The following is a 15216-nucleotide window of genomic DNA, read 5'->3' on the forward strand; positions in this document are numbered from 1 at the left end:
TGTCGAAATCATTCTGCGCTATACCTGCCGGACAACGTGCAATGGAGGTGCAAATGACGTTATGGAAGAGTATCGCAATCAGTGTATTGCTGTGTCATTCATCGGTTGGTGCGGTTTGCCCTGCCTGGTCGGCGGCCAGGGCGGAAGAGGAAGTAACCCGCTTAACGCGGCAAATTGCGCAGTGGAATGACATTTACTGGAAGCAGGGCGTTAGCGCGGTCGATGATACCGTTTATGACCAGCTCAGTGCGCAGCTCACACAATGGCGACGCTGTTTTGGCGAGGAGGTCACTACAGATCTGACTGCGCCGCCAAAAAATGGCTCAATGTTGCATCCTGTTGCCCATACTGGCGTGCGCAAGCTTGCGGATAAGCGGGCGATGCAGCAATGGATGCTTCGTCGAAGCGATCTGTGGGTTCAGCCGAAGGTGGATGGCGTGGCAGTGACGTTAGTGTACCGGGACGGCAATCTCATCAGGGCGATTAGCCGGGGGAACGGACTGGAAGGCGAAGACTGGACGCAAAAGGTTCGTCATATTCCGTCTGTGCCGCGTACTACAAAAGGAGCACTTGCCAATAGCATCCTGCAGGGCGAAATCTTCCTGCTTCAGGAAAATCATATCCAGCAGCAAATGGGGGGAATGAATGCCCGTTCAAAAGTTGCAGGGATGATGATGCGCGCAGAGCAATCCTCCTCGCTAAACTCATTAGGCATTTTTATCTGGGCGTGGCCTGATGGTCCGCAGTCGATGCCTGAACGATTGCAAAAACTGACTGACGCGGGGTTTAGTTTAACCCAGCGCTATAGCCAACCCGTGAATAACGTTGACGATGTTGAAAAAGTGCGCGAGAGATGGTGGACAACGAGTCTACCGTTTGTAACTGATGGCGTTGTGGTACGGATGGGTAAAGAACCGGAAGCCCGAAGCTGGCTTCCTGGTGAAGGTGACTGGCTGGTTGCCTGGAAATACACCCCGGTGGCGCAGGTCGCAGAGGTGGCGGAAATTCTTTTCACCACAGGAAAGAGTGGGAAAACCGCGGTGGTCGCATCGCTTGTTCCTGTCATGCTGGACGATAAAAAGGTTCAGCGTGTCAATCTGGGTTCCATCAGACGTTGGGAAGAGTGGGATATCGCGCCTGGCGATCGCATTCTGGTTAGCCTTGCCGGGCAAGGTATTCCACGTATTGACGATGTTGTCTGGCGTAGCACGCAGCGGACTAAACCAATACCTCCCGGAGGGCATTTGGGGCCGCTGACCTGTTTTTATGCTTCATCTGAATGTCGGGAACAATTCATTGCGAGACTGGTTTGGTTGGGGTCGAAATCTGTATTGGATCTGGATGGCGTGGGAGAGGCAGGATGGCGCGCGCTTCATCAGGCGCATCGCTTTGAGCATATATTTTCCTGGCTTGCGTTAACCGAGGAGCAATTACAGAACACACCTGGGGTAGGCAAAGGGAAAGGCGCGCAATTGTGGCATCAGTTCAATGCGGCGCGCCGCCAGCCCTTTATCCGCTGGGTTATGGCGATGGATATACCGCTAACCCAGGCCGCGCTTAAGGCCTGCGCTATTAGTTCGTGGGAGTCATTGTTGGCGCAGACAGAGCAGTATTGGCGAATGTTGCCGTCAACGGGCGAGCGCCGCGCCAGACAAATTATACAGTGGAGAGAGAACCCAGAGATAAAAGCGCTGAGCCAGTGGTTATCGGCTCAGCGTATTACGGGATTTATGCCTTAGTGGCCTTCGTGATGATAGTAAAAAACAGGTAAACCGAGTTTGAGACGTAGCGCCAGCAATCTTGCGGTGAAGCCAAATATCAGCGTGGAGATAACGACTACATCATGGCTGGAGACATAGTGCTGAAGTGCTATGTAGAGCACGGCAGAAGCAAATGATACGCCGGCGTACAGCTCTTTCTGGAAGACCAGGGGAATGCGTTTACAGAACATGTCACGCAGTATGCCGCCAAATACGCCCGTGGTCACTGCAGCGACCACGGCAATGATTGGGCCATGACCCATATCCAGTGCAACCTGAGCACCAATGATGGAAAAGACCACTAAACCAAGCGCATCGAGCAAAAGGAATAATTTGCGCAAATAAGGCATGACAGGGGCGACAATGGTTGTCAGAACCGCAGCCGTCGTCACGATAATGACATACTCAGGATGCTTCACCCAGCCGAGCGGATAATGCCCAAGCAAAATGTCGCGTACGGAGCCGCCGCCAATGGCCGTCGCGGTTGCAATGATGATGACGCCGAAGGTATCCATGCGACGACGACCTGCAGCAAGTGCGCCCGTCATGGCTTCTGCGGTAATGCCAATTAAGTACAAAACGTGTAACAGCATGCCTTCCCCCTGATTTACTGGGGATAAAGGTTAGCGATTTGTGCGTAATATCACGATTGAGATTTTCTAAGGTAAGGTGGTTTTAATAACTTTATTTTATGCAAAATTACATTTTTCATCATGTTTTATGCCTTCTCATATTCTGAGGTTGAAAAAATATGATGAGAAAAACTAATAGAAAAAGAGAGGGGTGACTTGATCTACAGGAAAAACACGTAGCACCGCTTCATTTTCACGGGGCTACGTGGTGAAAAATGGCTTACTCGATGTTCTGAATCTGTTCGCGCATTTGCTCGATCAATACTTTCAGTTCAATGGCGGAATTAGTGACTTCTGCATTGATAGACTTAGACGCCAGCGTGTTCGACTCACGGTTGAATTCCTGCATCATGAAGTCCAGTCGACGGCCTACCGCCTCTTTTTTCTTCAGGATGTTGTAGGTTTCTTTCACGTGCGCTTCCAGACGATCCAGCTCTTCCGCTACGTCAATGCGTTGCGCCATTAGCACCAGTTCTTGTTCCAGGCGGTTATTTTCCAGCTGAACCTGTGCGTCTTCCAGCTTGGCGACCAGGCGTTCGCGCTGCCATTGTAAGATCTCTGGCATGTGCGCGCGCACTTTGATGACCTCAGCGCTGACGCCTTCAAGACGTTGCTCAATCAGAGCTTTCAGGGCCTGACCCTCCGTTTCGCGGGCGATGATGAAGTCGTCCAGCGTACCGTCAAGTGCGTTCAGTATTTCAGCCGCAATGGCGTCCAGATCCTGTTCCTGAGCGGCCATGACTCCCGGCCAGCGCAAAATATCAACTGGATTGATTTCCCCTTCATCACTCTGCATTTTGACCCAGTTAGCGGCGGTGACGAGTTGCTTTGCGAGCTTCTCATTCAGAATGAGTTCACCTTGTGCGCTGGCATCGGGTTCAAAACGCAGGGTACATTCGACTTTACCGCGCGTCAGGCGCGTACGAATGCGTTCGCGAACAACAGGCTCGAGGCTACGGAACTGTTCCGGCAGACGAAAATAAGTTTCCAGATAACGCTGGTTTACCGAGCGCATTTCCCAGGTGGCGCTACCCCATTCACCCTTGATTTCACGCCGGGCGTAGGCGGTCATACTGCGGATCATAGACGTTCCTGTTTTTAAAGGAGAGATGGGGGGATTATAGCTATGCATGCCCTGTCAGGATAGGAATAACCGACGGAAGTCCGTATAATGCGCAGCCACATTCGTTTCAAGCCGGAGATCTCAATATGCGTCCAGCAGGCCGTAGCGCTAATCAGGTGCGTCCCGTAACCCTGACCCGTAATTATACAAAACATGCTGAAGGCTCGGTGCTGGTCGAATTTGGAGATACCAAAGTGCTGTGTACTGCCTCTATTGAAGAAGGCGTACCGCGTTTTCTGAAAGGGCAAGGTCAGGGTTGGATTACTGCTGAATACGGTATGCTGCCACGCGCTACGCATACCCGTAATGCGCGTGAAGCGGCGAAAGGAAAGCAGGGCGGCCGTACCATGGAAATTCAGCGTCTGATCGCGCGTGCATTGCGTGCCGCGGTTGATCTCAAGACGTTGGGTGAATTTACTATCACGCTGGACTGCGATGTTATTCAGGCTGACGGCGGTACCCGTACGGCTTCTATCACAGGTGCTTGCGTTGCTCTGGCCGATGCGCTGAAAAAGCTGGTCGAGAACGGTAAGTTGAAAACCAATCCGATGAAAGGAATGGTTGCTGCGGTATCCGTTGGCATCGTGAATGGCGAAGCGTTGTGTGACTTAGAGTATGTTGAAGACTCTGCTGCAGAAACGGATATGAATGTGGTGATGACTGAAGATGGCCGCATCATTGAAGTTCAGGGTACGGCAGAAGGTGAGCCGTTCAGCCACGAAGAACTTCTCTCCTTACTGGCGCTAGCCCGAGGGGGAATCGAATCTATTGTAGCGACGCAGAAGGCGGCGTTAGAAAATTGATTTTTAAGGCGACTGAGAAGTCGCCTTTTTTTTGTCTGAAATAAAGTGAGATGAGGATCGAATCCATGAAACCGTATCAGCGCCAGTTTATTGAGTTTGCGCTTAACAAGCAGGTACTAAAGTTTGGCGAATTTACGCTGAAATCCGGGCGCAAGAGCCCCTATTTCTTCAATGCCGGACTGTTTAATACCGGGCGCGACCTGGCTCTGTTAGGTCGTTTCTATGCTGAAGCGCTGGTGGATTCCGGCATTGATTTCGACTTGCTGTTCGGTCCCGCATACAAAGGGATCCCGATTGCCACCACAACCGCTGTTGCGCTGGCGGAACATCACGACAAAGACCTTCCATACTGCTTTAACCGTAAAGAAGCCAAAGACCATGGCGAAGGCGGCAATCTGGTGGGTAGTGCGCTACAGGGTCGTGTGATGCTGGTAGACGACGTGATTACTGCCGGTACCGCAATCCGCGAATCGATGGAGATTATTCAGGCGAATGGGGCAACGCTTGCGGGCGTGCTGATTTCCTTGGATCGTCAGGAACGCGGGCGCGGAGAGATTTCAGCGATTCAGGAAGTGGAGCGTGACTATCGCTGCCAGGTTATCTCTATTATTACGCTGAAAGACCTGATTGAGTACCTGGGGGAGAAACCAGAGATGGCTGAGCATCTGGCTTCTGTTCGTGCGTACCGGGAAGAATTTGGGGTGTAACTTCGCCTGAAGTGCCCGGTGGCGCTGCGCTTACCGGGCCTACACGTTGGTAGGCCGGATAAGGCATCGCCGCCACCCGGCTAAGTCGTTACTGCAACTGTGCGGCTACCAGCGGCCAGCGGGCGTCGAAATCGTCCGTCGGTCGGTATTTGAATTCGCTGCGAACAAAACGTGACAGCATGCCTTCACAGAACGCCAGAATCTGGCTTGCCAGCAGCGTTTCTTCCGTGGCGTAACCTTCGCCTTCACGCATTCTCTTTTCCCGCAACACCTGACGCAACTGCGCTTCGATACGTTCAAAGAGCTGGTTGATTCGCCCTTGCAAGCGGTCCTGCTCAAACATCAATGCGTGTCCGGTGAGAATACGTGTCAGACCGGGATTGCGTTCGCCAAATCCCAAAATTAGCAACACAATCAAACGCAAGCGTGTGCCGGTGTCTTTCTCATCTTTCAAAATTAAATTGATACGGGTAATCAGACTATCTTCGATAAACTCGATCAGGCTATCGAACATGCGCGTCTTGCTGGGAAAATGGCGATATAGTGCGGCTTCAGAAACGCCGACGGAAGCTGCCAGTTTTGCCGTTGTGATGCGCTGGCTTCCATCGCTGGATTCCAGCATCAGCGCCAGAGACTGAAGTATTTCTTCGCGACGATTCCGTTTCGCAGTTTGTTTTTCTGCCATGTTACAAAATACCCCTGAAAATAAGCACTTGCCAGGCTGGCACCCACACTACGACCGCAAACTCAGGGTTTGCGGTGATGTTATGACGTTATTGCGTAGCGGGATACGTGACGTATTACTTACGTCCTGAATGGCCGAAGCCGCCTTCACCACGATCGGTGGCATCAAAATCTTCCACCAGATTAAATTCGGCCTGCACAACAGGAACAAAAACCATCTGTGCGATACGCTCGCCAGGCTCAATGGTGAAGCTGTCCTGACCACGGTTCCAGACAGAAACCATCAACTGACCCTGGTAATCGGAGTCGATCAAACCGACCAGATTACCCAGCACGATACCATGCTTATGACCCAGGCCGGAGCGCGGCAGAATAACGGCTGCCAGAGAGGGATCGGCGATATGAATAGCCAATCCTGTCGGCAGCAACGTCGTCGCGCCAGGCGCCAGCTCGACGGCGGCGTCGAGACAGGCTCGCAGGTCAAGTCCGGCGGAACCGGAGGTGGCATAGGTCGGAAGCGGGAACTGCTGTCCAACGCGCGGGTCCAGAATCTTAACGTCGATTTTTTTCATCATAACGGGTCACGATCTCGTCGAGTAATAATTGGCCGAGGAGTTCTTTACGCTCAAGCGGTAAGACTTTATCTCCATCCTGCCAGAAAAGGTGCAAAGCGTTGCTGTCGCTATTAAAGCCTTGAGTTGTAATCGAAACATCATTCGCACAGATCATATCAAGGTTTTTGCGGATACGTTTTTGCCGGGCATATTCTTCCACATTATTCGTTTCGGCGGCAAACCCAACGACAAAGGGGCGATTAGCATCGAGTGCGGCGACCCCGGCGACAATATCAGGGTTTTTGACCATTTTTATTGTTAATTCATCACCCTGAGTGGCTTGTTTCTTGATTTTTTCATTCGCGACAGAGGCGGCCCGATAATCAGCCACTGCGGCACAACCGATAAAAATATGCTGCTGTTGCGCTGCCGCCTGGACTGCCGCTTCCATTTCCAGCGCAGTCATCACATCAACACGCTGAACAAAAGGTGGTGTTGGCAGTGAAACCGGCCCGGAAACCAGCGTCACGTTAGCGCCGCGCCGTGCTGCGGCGGCGGCAATCGCGAATCCCATTTTACCGGAGCTATGGTTAGAGATATACCGCACCGGGTCGAGTGGTTCGCGCGTTGGACCTGCCGTAATCATGATGTTGAGATGTTGCAGATCGTTGACAGGCGAAAAATGTGCCGCGGCCATATCCACAATCGTTAACGGGTCGAGCATGCGGCCAGGCCCCACGTCTCCACATGCCTGGCTTCCGCTGTCCGGGCCCCAAATCAGCAAACCGCGGGAGGCAAGAATGCTCAAATTATGCTGTGTCGCCGTGGCGCGGTACATTTGCTGGTTCATCGCCGGGAGGACGGCAACCGGTGACGGTGTGGCCAGACAAATCGTCGAGACCAGATCATTCGCCATACCGGCAGCAACGCGGGCAATCAGGTCGGCCGTCGCAGGCGCGAGGATAACCAGATCGGCCCATTTCCCCAGCTCAATATGGCCCATTGCCGCTTCGGCTGCGGGATCCAATAGGCTGTCGGAAACGGGGTAACCCGAAACCGCCTGTAGACTCAGAGGGGTAATAAAGGCTTTTGCCGCTTCAGTCATTGCCACGCGGACATCGGCACCGCGTTCGCGCAAACGACGTACCAGTTCCGGGGTTTTATAGGCCGCAATGCCGCCGCTGACACCGAGAACGATTTTTTTACCGGCCAGGCTCATCATGATCTTTCCTGTTGGGTTTCACCAGAAGGCGGATATTTTATCACAATCCACAGCGCGTCGTGTTTTTGCCCGCGATTCACTTTGCGAAGCGGTACGCAGGAGTGATAACAGAGCGTCGAATCCACTGAGGGATTGTGCCAACATGCGGCATGACGAAGGAGGAGGACGCGTATGGATACCGCAGAAAGTTTGATGCCTCGGGAAAAAATGTTGCAGTCAGGAATCGGTTCTCTCAGCGATGTGGAGCTTCTGGCCCTCTTTTTGCGTACGGGAACGCCAGGAAAAGATGTGATGACACTGGCGAAAGAGATGCTCTGCCATTTCGGTTCTCTCTACGGCCTGCTGACGGCTGATTTTGAACAGTTCCGTTCCCTTTCTGGTGTGGGCATTGCTAAATATGCACAGTTAAAAGGGATTGCAGAATTGGCCCGGCGTTACTACAACGTGCGGATGATGGAGGAAAATTCGTTGCTGAGTCCGGAAATGACACGGGAGTTTTTGCAAAGTCAGCTCATGGAAGAGGAACGGGAGATCTTTCTGGTGATCTTTCTTGATGCCCAGCATCGTGTCATTACCCACAACCGTCTGTTTGCCGGAACGCTCAGCCATGTTGAGGTGCATCCGCGCGAAATCATTCGCGAGGCGATAAAATTAAATGCGTCGGCGGTGATCCTTGCACATAATCACCCTTCGGGGTGTGCAGAGCCGAGCAAAGCAGATAAACTCATCACCGAGCGTGTGGTAAAATGCTGCCAGATCATGGATATCAGAGTGCTCGATCACCTTGTGATTGGGCGCGGAGAGTACGTTTCTTTTGCCGAACGTGGCTGGATTTAGAGCACTTTGCGCGATCCAGTGGGATCTTTGTCTGTTCGGGACTTGAGCACATCGCTTACACAGCGTATACTACGCCACCTTTGAGAATCTCGGGTTTGGCATTTGGGCCTGGCAATCGAGAGTTCGCTTAGAACTGCGATAACCGGGCTGAGAAGCCTGACGAGGCGCCAATACCCCATACGAAGCTCGAGCTAATTTGATTTTTGGAGAATAGACATGTCCCGAGTCTGCCAAGTTACTGGCAAGCGTCCGGTGACCGGTAACAACCGTTCCCACGCACTGAACGCGACTAAACGCCGTTTCCTGCCTAACCTGCACTCTCACCGTTTCTGGGTTGAGAGCGAGAAGCGTTTTGTCACCCTGCGTGTATCTGCTAAAGGTATGCGTGTAATTGATAAGAAAGGCATCGAAACAGTTCTGTCTGAACTGCGTGCCCGTGGCGAAAAGTACTAAGTACTAAGAGGAAATAAATCATGGCTAAAGGTATTCGTGAGAAAATCAAGCTGGTTTCTTCTGCTGGTACTGGTCACTTCTATACCACTACGAAGAACAAACGTACTAAGCCGGAAAAACTGGAACTGAAAAAATTCGATCCAGTTGTTCGTCAGCACGTTTTATACAAAGAAGCGAAAATCAAATAATTTTCGTTTTGATGTAAAGAAAAACCCTGCCTCGGCGGGGTTTTTTGTTTTCTGGCGGTCCCCATAATAAAGACATATGAAACAGTGCCGGAGACGCTATGCCTGAATTACCTGAAGTCGAAACCAGCCGCCGTGGGATCGAACCCCACCTGGTCGGAGCAACCATTTTGCACGTCACCGTGCGCAATGGACGTTTACGATGGCCTGTATCAGAAGAAATCTATCGTCTGAGCGATAAGCCCGTACTGAGCGTGCAGCGCCGCGCCAAGTATCTGCTGCTGGAGTTACCGGATGGCTGGGTAATCATTCATCTGGGGATGTCAGGTAGCTTACGTATCCTCCCTGAAGAACTCCCCGCAGAAAAGCACGACCATATTGATTTGGTGATGAGCAACGGGAAAATTCTCCGCTACACCGATCCGCGCCGCTTTGGCGCCTGGCTTTGGACGAAAGAGCTGGAAGGACATAATGTCCTGGCGCACCTTGGCCCGGAGCCGCTAAGCGACGATTTCAACGGCGAGTATCTGCAACAGAAGAGCGTAAAGAAGAAAACGGCCATAAAGCCGTGGTTGATGGATAACACGTTGGTGGTGGGCGTCGGTAATATCTACGCCAGTGAGTCGCTGTTTGCGGCAGGCATCCATCCTGACCGTCTGGCCTCGTCATTGTCACAGGATGAGTATACGTTGCTTGCACGCGTGATTAAGGCTGTTTTACAGCGTTCTATCGAACAGGGCGGAACGACGTTGAAAGATTTTCTGCAAAGTGACGGGAAGCCTGGGTATTTTGCGCAAGAATTGCAGGTGTACGGACGGAAAGGTGAGCCTTGTCGGGTCTGCGGTACACCGATTATCGCCACCAAACACGCTCAGCGCGCGACGTTTTATTGCCGTCAGTGTCAGAAGTGATTGAAGGGGTGAGCGGTTGTCTGCCGGATAAGCGCCAACGCCATCCGGCATCGTCGTTACTTCAGCTTATCCATCAGCGCTTGATGAACATTGGCTGGCAGGAAATGGGTAACATCGCCCTGATGGCGCGCCACCTCTTTGACCAGCGAAGAAGAGATAAATGACCACTCTTTGGAGGGCATCAGAAAGACGCTTTCCAGCTCAGGCATCAGATGGCGGTTCATGTGTGCCAACTGCATTTCATACTCAAAATCCGCTACTGCACGCAGGCCACGAATCAGAATGCTCGCCTGTTGTTCGCGAGCGAAACTCGCCATTAAGTCGCTAAATCCCATCACGTCGACGTTACCGAGATGCGCCGTCGCCTGTTGCGCTAACGCCACACGCTCTTCAAGCGTGAACATCGGTTTTTTACTGGGGCTGGCGGCAATGGCCAAAATCACGCGATCAAACATCTGTGTCGCACGTGTCACGATATCGATATGACCGTTAGTAATCGGATCGAAGGTACCCGGATAAATTGCCCGTTTTTGCATGACAGCCCTCAATGCGTTTTAGGTGGCAGATAGGGTTCCAGCAGTTGCAGCAGACGCTGAAGTGCGCCCTGGTTTTGATACAATACTTCAACAGCATGGCGACCATAGAAATTCCGGTAATCGGCATCGGTCAGCAAAGAAGAGACTTCTTTTGCCAGTGTAGTGTCATCGGTGACGGTAATAAGACCACTTGCCTGCTCCAGCCGGGCGCAAATATCTTTAAAATTAAAGGTATGCGGTCCCATTAATACCGGGATAGCGTGCGCAGCGGCTTCCAGTGGATTATGCCCACCTCGTTCAACCAGTGAACCGCCGACGAAAGCGAGATCCGCAATACCGTAGAGCAACATCAACTCGCCCATAGTGTCGCCAATGACCACCTGAGTGCTGGCAGAGGGGACTTCTCCTGAGGAGCGTGTGGTAAAGCTTAGTCCAGCCTGACGTACGAGGTTAATCGCATCCGGAAAACGTTCAGGATGTCGGGGAACCAGAATTAGCAGCAGATTGGGAAACTGGTGTAACAACGCCTGATGCGCGGCGATAATCACGCTTTCTTCACCGTCATGGGTACTGGTGGCAATCCACACGGGACGATGCGGCGCCCATTGACGACGCAAGGTAACGGCTTTCGCCGCAAGCTGTGGAGTGACAGAAATATCGAACTTCAGACTACCGGTGACGGTAACTTGATTGCTTCTCGCCCCCAGCGTGACGAAGCGCTCACCATCTTCGCCATTTTGCGCCGCAATGAGTGTAATACGACGCAGTAACGTGCTGACAAATTTGCCCAGCTTTGCGTAACCCGCAGCGGATCGTGCAGAAAGGCGCGCATTGGCAATCACTAGCGGAATATGGCGTTTGTGCAGTGCAGCGATCAGGTTTGGCCACAGCTCAGTTTCCATGATCAACACCAGTTTGGGGTCGACTTTATTGAGGAAACGATTGAGTGCGTCTGGTAAATCATAAGGCAGATAGACGTGCTGAACATCGCTACCAAAAGCGGACTGCACGCGCTCTGAACCTGTAGGTGTCATGGTGGTGACCGTGATCGGCAGATCCGGATAACGGTGACGCAGGGCGCGAACTAAAGGTATTGCGGCCAGTGTTTCACCCACGGAGACGGAATGCAGCATGATCCCGCCCGGTTTCAACGGACGGCGATAAAACCCGTAGCGTTCACCCCAACGTTTTCGATAAGCAGGCGCCTTACGTCCGCGCAACCAAAGCCGTATCCAGATCAATGGCTGAATAAGGTAGAGAAGGGCGGTGTAAAGCAATTCGAGCATAATAAATAGCTGACTTTGGAATGTGCTGGGGATTCTAAGTATTTAGCACAGGCTTTACCATTACTTTTCCTGTTTTTGAATCAAATTGCCTGAAACGTGGATAAAGAACGCTGAAGGCCACAGTTTTTTTGTATTTTTATGCGATTCATTGAATTCTCCCTGTAACGCAATCCTGAATGACCTTATTAGCTTGGCGTGCTGTTTTTTATTTCACTGATTATAAAAGAAAAAAAACGAGACGCGCTTAAAATTTATTCATATCGGATCACGGCGAAAGAAGTGTTACACTAACATGCACAAAGTAAGTGCGCGTATCAGTATTCAGGTAGCTGTTGAGCCTGGGGCGGTAGCGTGCTTTTTTCTGCTTACCTTTACCGGAAAATCACAACAAAAGAGTCGCTTGTGGATAAGCCATTTAGAAAAATCCTGGTCGTAAAGATGCGTTTTCATGGAGATATGTTACTCACTACTCCTGTTATTAGTACGCTAAAGCAGAATTACCCTGAAGCAAAAATCGATGTGCTGCTTTACCAGGACACAATGCCCATTTTGTCTGAAAATCCTGAAATTAATGCCCTTTACGGTATAAAAAATAAGAAAACGGGCGCGATGGAGAAAATTTCAAACTTCATCCAACTGGTCAAAACGTTACGGGCAAATCAATACGATCTGATCGTAAATTTGACCGACCAATGGATAATTGCCCTGTTGGTTCGAATGCTGAATGTTCCGGTCAGGATTTCGCAGGAATATAGCCACCGTCAGTCCTCATTTTGGCGAAATAGCTTTACTGCCATGGCGCCACTACAGGGAGCGAATGTGGTGGAGAGCAACTTATCCGTTCTGGCGCCATTAGGGATCACGTCGAACGTGGCTCGCACGACCATGAGTTATAACCCCTCTTGCTGGGAGCGTGTACGCAGCGAATTAGACAAGGCAGGGGTAAGCGAGCGCTATGTGGTGATCCAACCCACCGCGCGCCAAATTTTTAAGTGCTGGAATAACGAGAAGTTTTCACAGGTTGTTGATGCTTTACACGATCGTGGCTACGAGGTTGTGTTGACTTCCGGACCCGGACAGGACGATTTAGCATGCGTTGATGCTATTGCTCAGGGGTGCAAAACGCCCCCTGTTACGGCGCTTGCTGGTAAATTGACGTTTCCTGAACTGGGGGCGTTGATTGATCATGCCGAGTTGTTTATTGGCGTAGATTCAGCGCCTGGGCACATTGCCGCCGCCGTCGATACTCCTCTGATTTGCCTGTTTGGGGCGACGGACCATAATTTTTGGCGGCCATGGTCGAATAATATGATTCAATTTTGGGCGGGTGACTATCGCGCCATGCCGCCTCGCGAGCAGCGCGATCGCAATGAAATGTATCTTTCCGTTATTCCGGCAAGTGATGTTATTGCGGCTGTTGATAAGCTGCTGCCATCGGGTTGCGTTTCTTCAGTGGCGGATACCCCATCATGATCATCGCATTTTGCCTGTACAAATATTTTCCCTTCGGCGGTTTACAGCGTGATTTTATGCGCATTGCACAGACCGTCGCCTCGCGTGGTCATCATGTCCGTGTCTATACCCAGTCCTGGGAAGGCGAATGCCCTGATGTTTTTGAACTGATCCGGGTTCCAGTGAAATCGCGCACTAATCATGGTCGTAACGCTGAGTATTATTCCTGGGTGCAGGCGCATATGCGTGAGCATCCGGTAGATCGGGTTGTCGGGTTTAATAAAATGCCGGGGCTGGATGTCTACTACGCAGCCGATGTGTGTTATGCCGAGAAAGTCGCACAGGAAAAAGGCTTTTTTTACCGTTTGACGTCACGGTATCGCCATTATGCAGCCTTCGAGCGCGCAACCTTTGAACAAGGTAAACCAACGAAATTGCTGATGTTAACGGATAAACAGATAGCCGATTTTCAGAAGCATTATCAGACGGAAGCCGATCGTTTCCACATTCTCCCTCCAGGGATTTATCCAGACAGAAAATACAGCCAGCAAATCCCAGATAGTCGGGAAATTTACCGTCAGAAAAACGGTATCACAGAGCAACAGAATTTACTGTTGCAGGTCGGTTCTGATTTCACGCGTAAAGGCGTCGATCGATCTCTGGAGGCACTTGCCTCATTACCTGAGGCTCTACGGCAAAATACGCTGCTGTTTATTGTCGGTCAGGATAAGCCGAGAAAATTTGAATTTCTGGCGGAAAAACTGGGAGTGCGGGCAAATGTTCATTTCTTTTCTGGCCGTAATGATGTGGCTGAGTTAATGGCGGCTGCCGATATATTATTACACCCCGCTTATCAGGAAGCTGCCGGTATTGTCTTACTGGAGGCGATCACCGCGGGATTACCTGTTCTGACCACCTCCGTTTGCGGCTACGCACATTATATTGTGGATGCTAATTGCGGTGCAGCGATAGAAGAGCCTTACCGACAAGAAGGATTAAATGAGATTTTACGCAAAGCGTTAACTCAACCTTCATTGCGTGCTGCATGGGCAGAAAACGCCAGGCACTATGCCGATACACAAGATTTGTACAGTCTGCCAGAAAAAGCGGCGGATATTATTACAGGTGATTTGGATGGTTGAGCTGAAAGAGCCGCTGACCACGCTATGGCGAGGTAAAGATGCGTTCGAGGAAGTTAAAACGTTGCAGGGTGAAGTCTTCAGAGAACTGGAGACCCGCAGAACACTGCGATTTGAACTGGCCGATAAAAGCTACTTCCTTAAATGGCATAAAGGTACGTCCCTAAAAGAGATTGTCAAAAATCTGCTTTCACTGCGTATGCCGGTGTTGGGTGCCGACAGAGAGTGGAATGCGATTCATCGGCTCCGTGATTTAGGCGTAGACACAATGCACGGCGTGGGGTTTGGTGAAAAGGGCATGAATCCTCTGACCAGAACCTCATTCATCATTACCGAAGATCTCACTCCCACCCTAAGTCTGGAAGAATATTGCGCTGATTGGGCAACGAACCCTCCGGATGTAAAAGTGAAGCGGATGCTCATCAAGCGTGTTGCTACGATGGTGCAAAAAATGCATGCAGGCGGGATCAATCATCGCGATTGCTATATCTGCCATTTTCTTCTGCATCTGCCTTTCTCGGGTGAGGAAAAAGATCTTAAGATTTCGGTCATTGACCTGCATCGGGCACAAATTCGCCGTAACGTCCCACGCCGCTGGCGCGATAAAGATCTCATCGGTCTCTATTTTTCCTCAATGAACATTGGCCTGACTCAGCGGGATGTTTTCCGCTTTATGAAGGTTTATTTTAGTTTACCCCTGAATGTCATCTTCCAGCGGGAAGATGAGCTTATTAAAAAAGCTAAAATAAAAGCAGAAAAAATCAGAGAACGAACGATTCGGCGATCGTTATAAATAAATTATTGCGAGCATTATCGTTCTACAGGTCAGGATGAAGTTCCGCGCTTCATCTTTTTCCGAATTGAATAAAAGTCGGACTAGAGTAATATCATCCGTACTTTCAAATATATTGGGTAAATATTAAATATGTCAC

General features: G+C 50.9%; 17 protein-coding genes. 10 read left to right on the forward strand and 7 right to left on the reverse strand.

Going from position 1 to position 15216, the window contains the following annotated elements:
• Positions 1–53 precede the first annotated feature (53 nt).
• Positions 54–1739 (forward strand): NAD-dependent DNA ligase LigB, encoded by a 1686-nt coding sequence (gene ligB, locus NNO04_RS17700; RefSeq protein ID WP_271445795.1) that lies wholly within the window; start codon positions 54–56, stop codon positions 1737–1739.
• Here the strand turns inward: ligB and NNO04_RS17705 are convergent.
• Positions 1736–2353, reverse strand: a complete 618-nt coding sequence (locus NNO04_RS17705) for a trimeric intracellular cation channel family protein (protein ID WP_162382369.1) — start codon at positions 2351–2353, stop codon at positions 1736–1738. The genes ligB and NNO04_RS17705 overlap by 4 nt on opposite strands.
• A gap of 259 nt (positions 2354–2612) precedes the next feature.
• Entirely contained in the window at positions 2613–3476 is an 864-nt protein-coding gene (locus NNO04_RS17710) for a YicC/YloC family endoribonuclease (protein ID WP_162382374.1), read from the reverse strand.
• A 125-nt stretch (positions 3477–3601) separates the two neighbouring features.
• Here NNO04_RS17710 and rph point away from each other — a divergent pair, with 125 nt between their 5' ends.
• Entirely contained in the window at positions 3602–4318 is a 717-nt protein-coding gene (gene rph / locus NNO04_RS17715; RefSeq protein WP_162382375.1) for a ribonuclease PH, read from the forward strand.
• 65 nt (positions 4319–4383) lie between these two features.
• Positions 4384–5025: an orotate phosphoribosyltransferase gene (pyrE, locus tag NNO04_RS17720; protein WP_271445796.1), complete on the forward strand. Its 642-nt coding sequence runs from the start codon at positions 4384–4386 to the stop codon at positions 5023–5025.
• An 88-nt stretch (positions 5026–5113) separates the two neighbouring features.
• On the opposite strand, the gene slmA is transcribed toward pyrE, so the two are convergent.
• From slmA to coaBC, 3 genes are all read right to left on the reverse strand, one after another.
• Positions 5114–5710, reverse strand: coding sequence for a nucleoid occlusion factor SlmA (gene slmA, locus NNO04_RS17725; RefSeq protein WP_162382377.1), 597 nt, complete (start codon positions 5708–5710; stop codon positions 5114–5116).
• A gap of 115 nt (positions 5711–5825) precedes the next feature.
• Positions 5826–6284: a dUTP diphosphatase gene (gene dut, locus NNO04_RS17730; RefSeq protein WP_203359572.1), complete on the reverse strand. Its 459-nt coding sequence runs from the start codon at positions 6282–6284 to the stop codon at positions 5826–5828.
• Entirely contained in the window at positions 6262–7482 is a 1221-nt protein-coding gene (coaBC, locus tag NNO04_RS17735; protein WP_271445803.1) for a bifunctional phosphopantothenoylcysteine decarboxylase/phosphopantothenate--cysteine ligase CoaBC, read from the reverse strand. Before coaBC ends, dut begins: the two co-directional genes overlap by 23 nt.
• A 174-nt stretch (positions 7483–7656) precedes the next feature.
• Here coaBC and radC point away from each other — a divergent pair, with 174 nt between their 5' ends.
• From radC to mutM, 4 genes are all read left to right on the forward strand, one after another.
• Positions 7657–8322 carry a RadC family protein gene (gene radC / locus NNO04_RS17740; RefSeq protein ID WP_271445797.1) on the forward strand — a complete coding sequence of 222 codons (666 nt, stop codon included), beginning with the start codon at positions 7657–7659 and terminating at the stop codon, positions 8320–8322.
• Between the two features lie 216 nt (positions 8323–8538).
• A complete protein-coding gene (gene rpmB, locus NNO04_RS17745; protein WP_003024071.1) occupies positions 8539–8775 on the forward strand; it encodes a 50S ribosomal protein L28 in 237 nt (78 codons plus the stop codon).
• A 20-nt stretch (positions 8776–8795) separates the two neighbouring features.
• Positions 8796–8963, forward strand: a complete 168-nt coding sequence (rpmG, locus tag NNO04_RS17750) for a 50S ribosomal protein L33 (protein WP_003024094.1) — start codon at positions 8796–8798, stop codon at positions 8961–8963.
• A 98-nt stretch (positions 8964–9061) separates the two neighbouring features.
• The gene (mutM, locus tag NNO04_RS17755) at positions 9062–9871 is read left to right on the forward strand and encodes a bifunctional DNA-formamidopyrimidine glycosylase/DNA-(apurinic or apyrimidinic site) lyase (protein ID WP_271445798.1); all 810 of its coding nucleotides are present in this window, start codon (positions 9062–9064) and stop codon (positions 9869–9871) included.
• Between the two features lie 56 nt (positions 9872–9927).
• On the opposite strand, the gene coaD is transcribed toward mutM, so the two are convergent.
• Both coaD and waaA read right to left on the reverse strand, forming a co-directional pair.
• A complete protein-coding gene (gene coaD, locus NNO04_RS17760; RefSeq protein ID WP_271445799.1) occupies positions 9928–10407 on the reverse strand; it encodes a pantetheine-phosphate adenylyltransferase in 480 nt (159 codons plus the stop codon).
• 8 nt (positions 10408–10415) lie between these two features.
• A complete protein-coding gene (waaA, locus tag NNO04_RS17765; RefSeq protein WP_271445800.1) occupies positions 10416–11693 on the reverse strand; it encodes a lipid IV(A) 3-deoxy-D-manno-octulosonic acid transferase in 1278 nt (425 codons plus the stop codon).
• Between the two features lie 402 nt (positions 11694–12095).
• On the opposite strand from waaA, the gene rfaQ reads away from it, so the two are divergent.
• The 3 genes from rfaQ to rfaP are packed head-to-tail and all read left to right on the forward strand — an operon-like array spanning position 12096 to position 15077.
• A complete protein-coding gene (gene rfaQ, locus NNO04_RS17770; RefSeq protein WP_271445804.1) occupies positions 12096–13166 on the forward strand; it encodes a lipopolysaccharide core heptosyltransferase RfaQ in 1071 nt (356 codons plus the stop codon).
• On the forward strand, positions 13163–14287 hold the full coding sequence (locus NNO04_RS17775) for a glycosyltransferase family 4 protein (RefSeq protein WP_271445801.1): 1125 nt from the start codon (positions 13163–13165) through the stop codon (positions 14285–14287). Before rfaQ ends, NNO04_RS17775 begins: the two co-directional genes overlap by 4 nt.
• Complete coding sequence (rfaP, locus tag NNO04_RS17780; RefSeq protein WP_271445802.1) at positions 14280–15077, forward strand: lipopolysaccharide core heptose(I) kinase RfaP; 798 nt, start codon at positions 14280–14282, stop codon at positions 15075–15077. The genes NNO04_RS17775 and rfaP overlap by 8 nt, the downstream gene beginning before the upstream one ends.
• The last annotated feature ends 139 nt before the right edge of the window (positions 15078–15216 follow it).

Source organism: Citrobacter sp. Awk 4, from assembly GCF_028069725.1.
Lineage (GTDB): Bacteria > Pseudomonadota > Gammaproteobacteria > Enterobacterales > Enterobacteriaceae > Citrobacter_D.

Coding starts and splice junctions, on each gene's coding strand:
- slmA (WP_162382377.1), bottom strand. CDS start 5,710: ATGGCAGAAAAACAAACTGCGAAACGGAATCGTCGCGAAGAAATACTT.
- NNO04_RS17775 (WP_271445801.1), top strand. CDS start 13,163: ATGATCATCGCATTTTGCCTGTACAAATATTTTCCCTTCGGCGGTTTA.
- dut (WP_203359572.1), bottom strand. CDS start 6,284: ATGATGAAAAAAATCGACGTTAAGATTCTGGACCCGCGCGTTGGACAG.
- coaBC (WP_271445803.1), bottom strand. CDS start 7,482: ATGAGCCTGGCCGGTAAAAAAATCGTTCTCGGTGTCAGCGGCGGCATT.
- rpmB (WP_003024071.1), top strand. CDS start 8,539: ATGTCCCGAGTCTGCCAAGTTACTGGCAAGCGTCCGGTGACCGGTAAC.
- pyrE (WP_271445796.1), top strand. CDS start 4,384: ATGAAACCGTATCAGCGCCAGTTTATTGAGTTTGCGCTTAACAAGCAG.
- rfaP (WP_271445802.1), top strand. CDS start 14,280: ATGGTTGAGCTGAAAGAGCCGCTGACCACGCTATGGCGAGGTAAAGAT.
- radC (WP_271445797.1), top strand. CDS start 7,657: ATGGATACCGCAGAAAGTTTGATGCCTCGGGAAAAAATGTTGCAGTCA.
- rpmG (WP_003024094.1), top strand. CDS start 8,796: ATGGCTAAAGGTATTCGTGAGAAAATCAAGCTGGTTTCTTCTGCTGGT.
- ligB (WP_271445795.1), top strand. CDS start 54: ATGACGTTATGGAAGAGTATCGCAATCAGTGTATTGCTGTGTCATTCA.
- NNO04_RS17710 (WP_162382374.1), bottom strand. CDS start 3,476: ATGATCCGCAGTATGACCGCCTACGCCCGGCGTGAAATCAAGGGTGAA.
- waaA (WP_271445800.1), bottom strand. CDS start 11,693: ATGCTCGAATTGCTTTACACCGCCCTTCTCTACCTTATTCAGCCATTG.
- coaD (WP_271445799.1), bottom strand. CDS start 10,407: ATGCAAAAACGGGCAATTTATCCGGGTACCTTCGATCCGATTACTAAC.
- NNO04_RS17705 (WP_162382369.1), bottom strand. CDS start 2,353: ATGCTGTTACACGTTTTGTACTTAATTGGCATTACCGCAGAAGCCATG.
- rph (WP_162382375.1), top strand. CDS start 3,602: ATGCGTCCAGCAGGCCGTAGCGCTAATCAGGTGCGTCCCGTAACCCTG.
- mutM (WP_271445798.1), top strand. CDS start 9,062: ATGCCTGAATTACCTGAAGTCGAAACCAGCCGCCGTGGGATCGAACCC.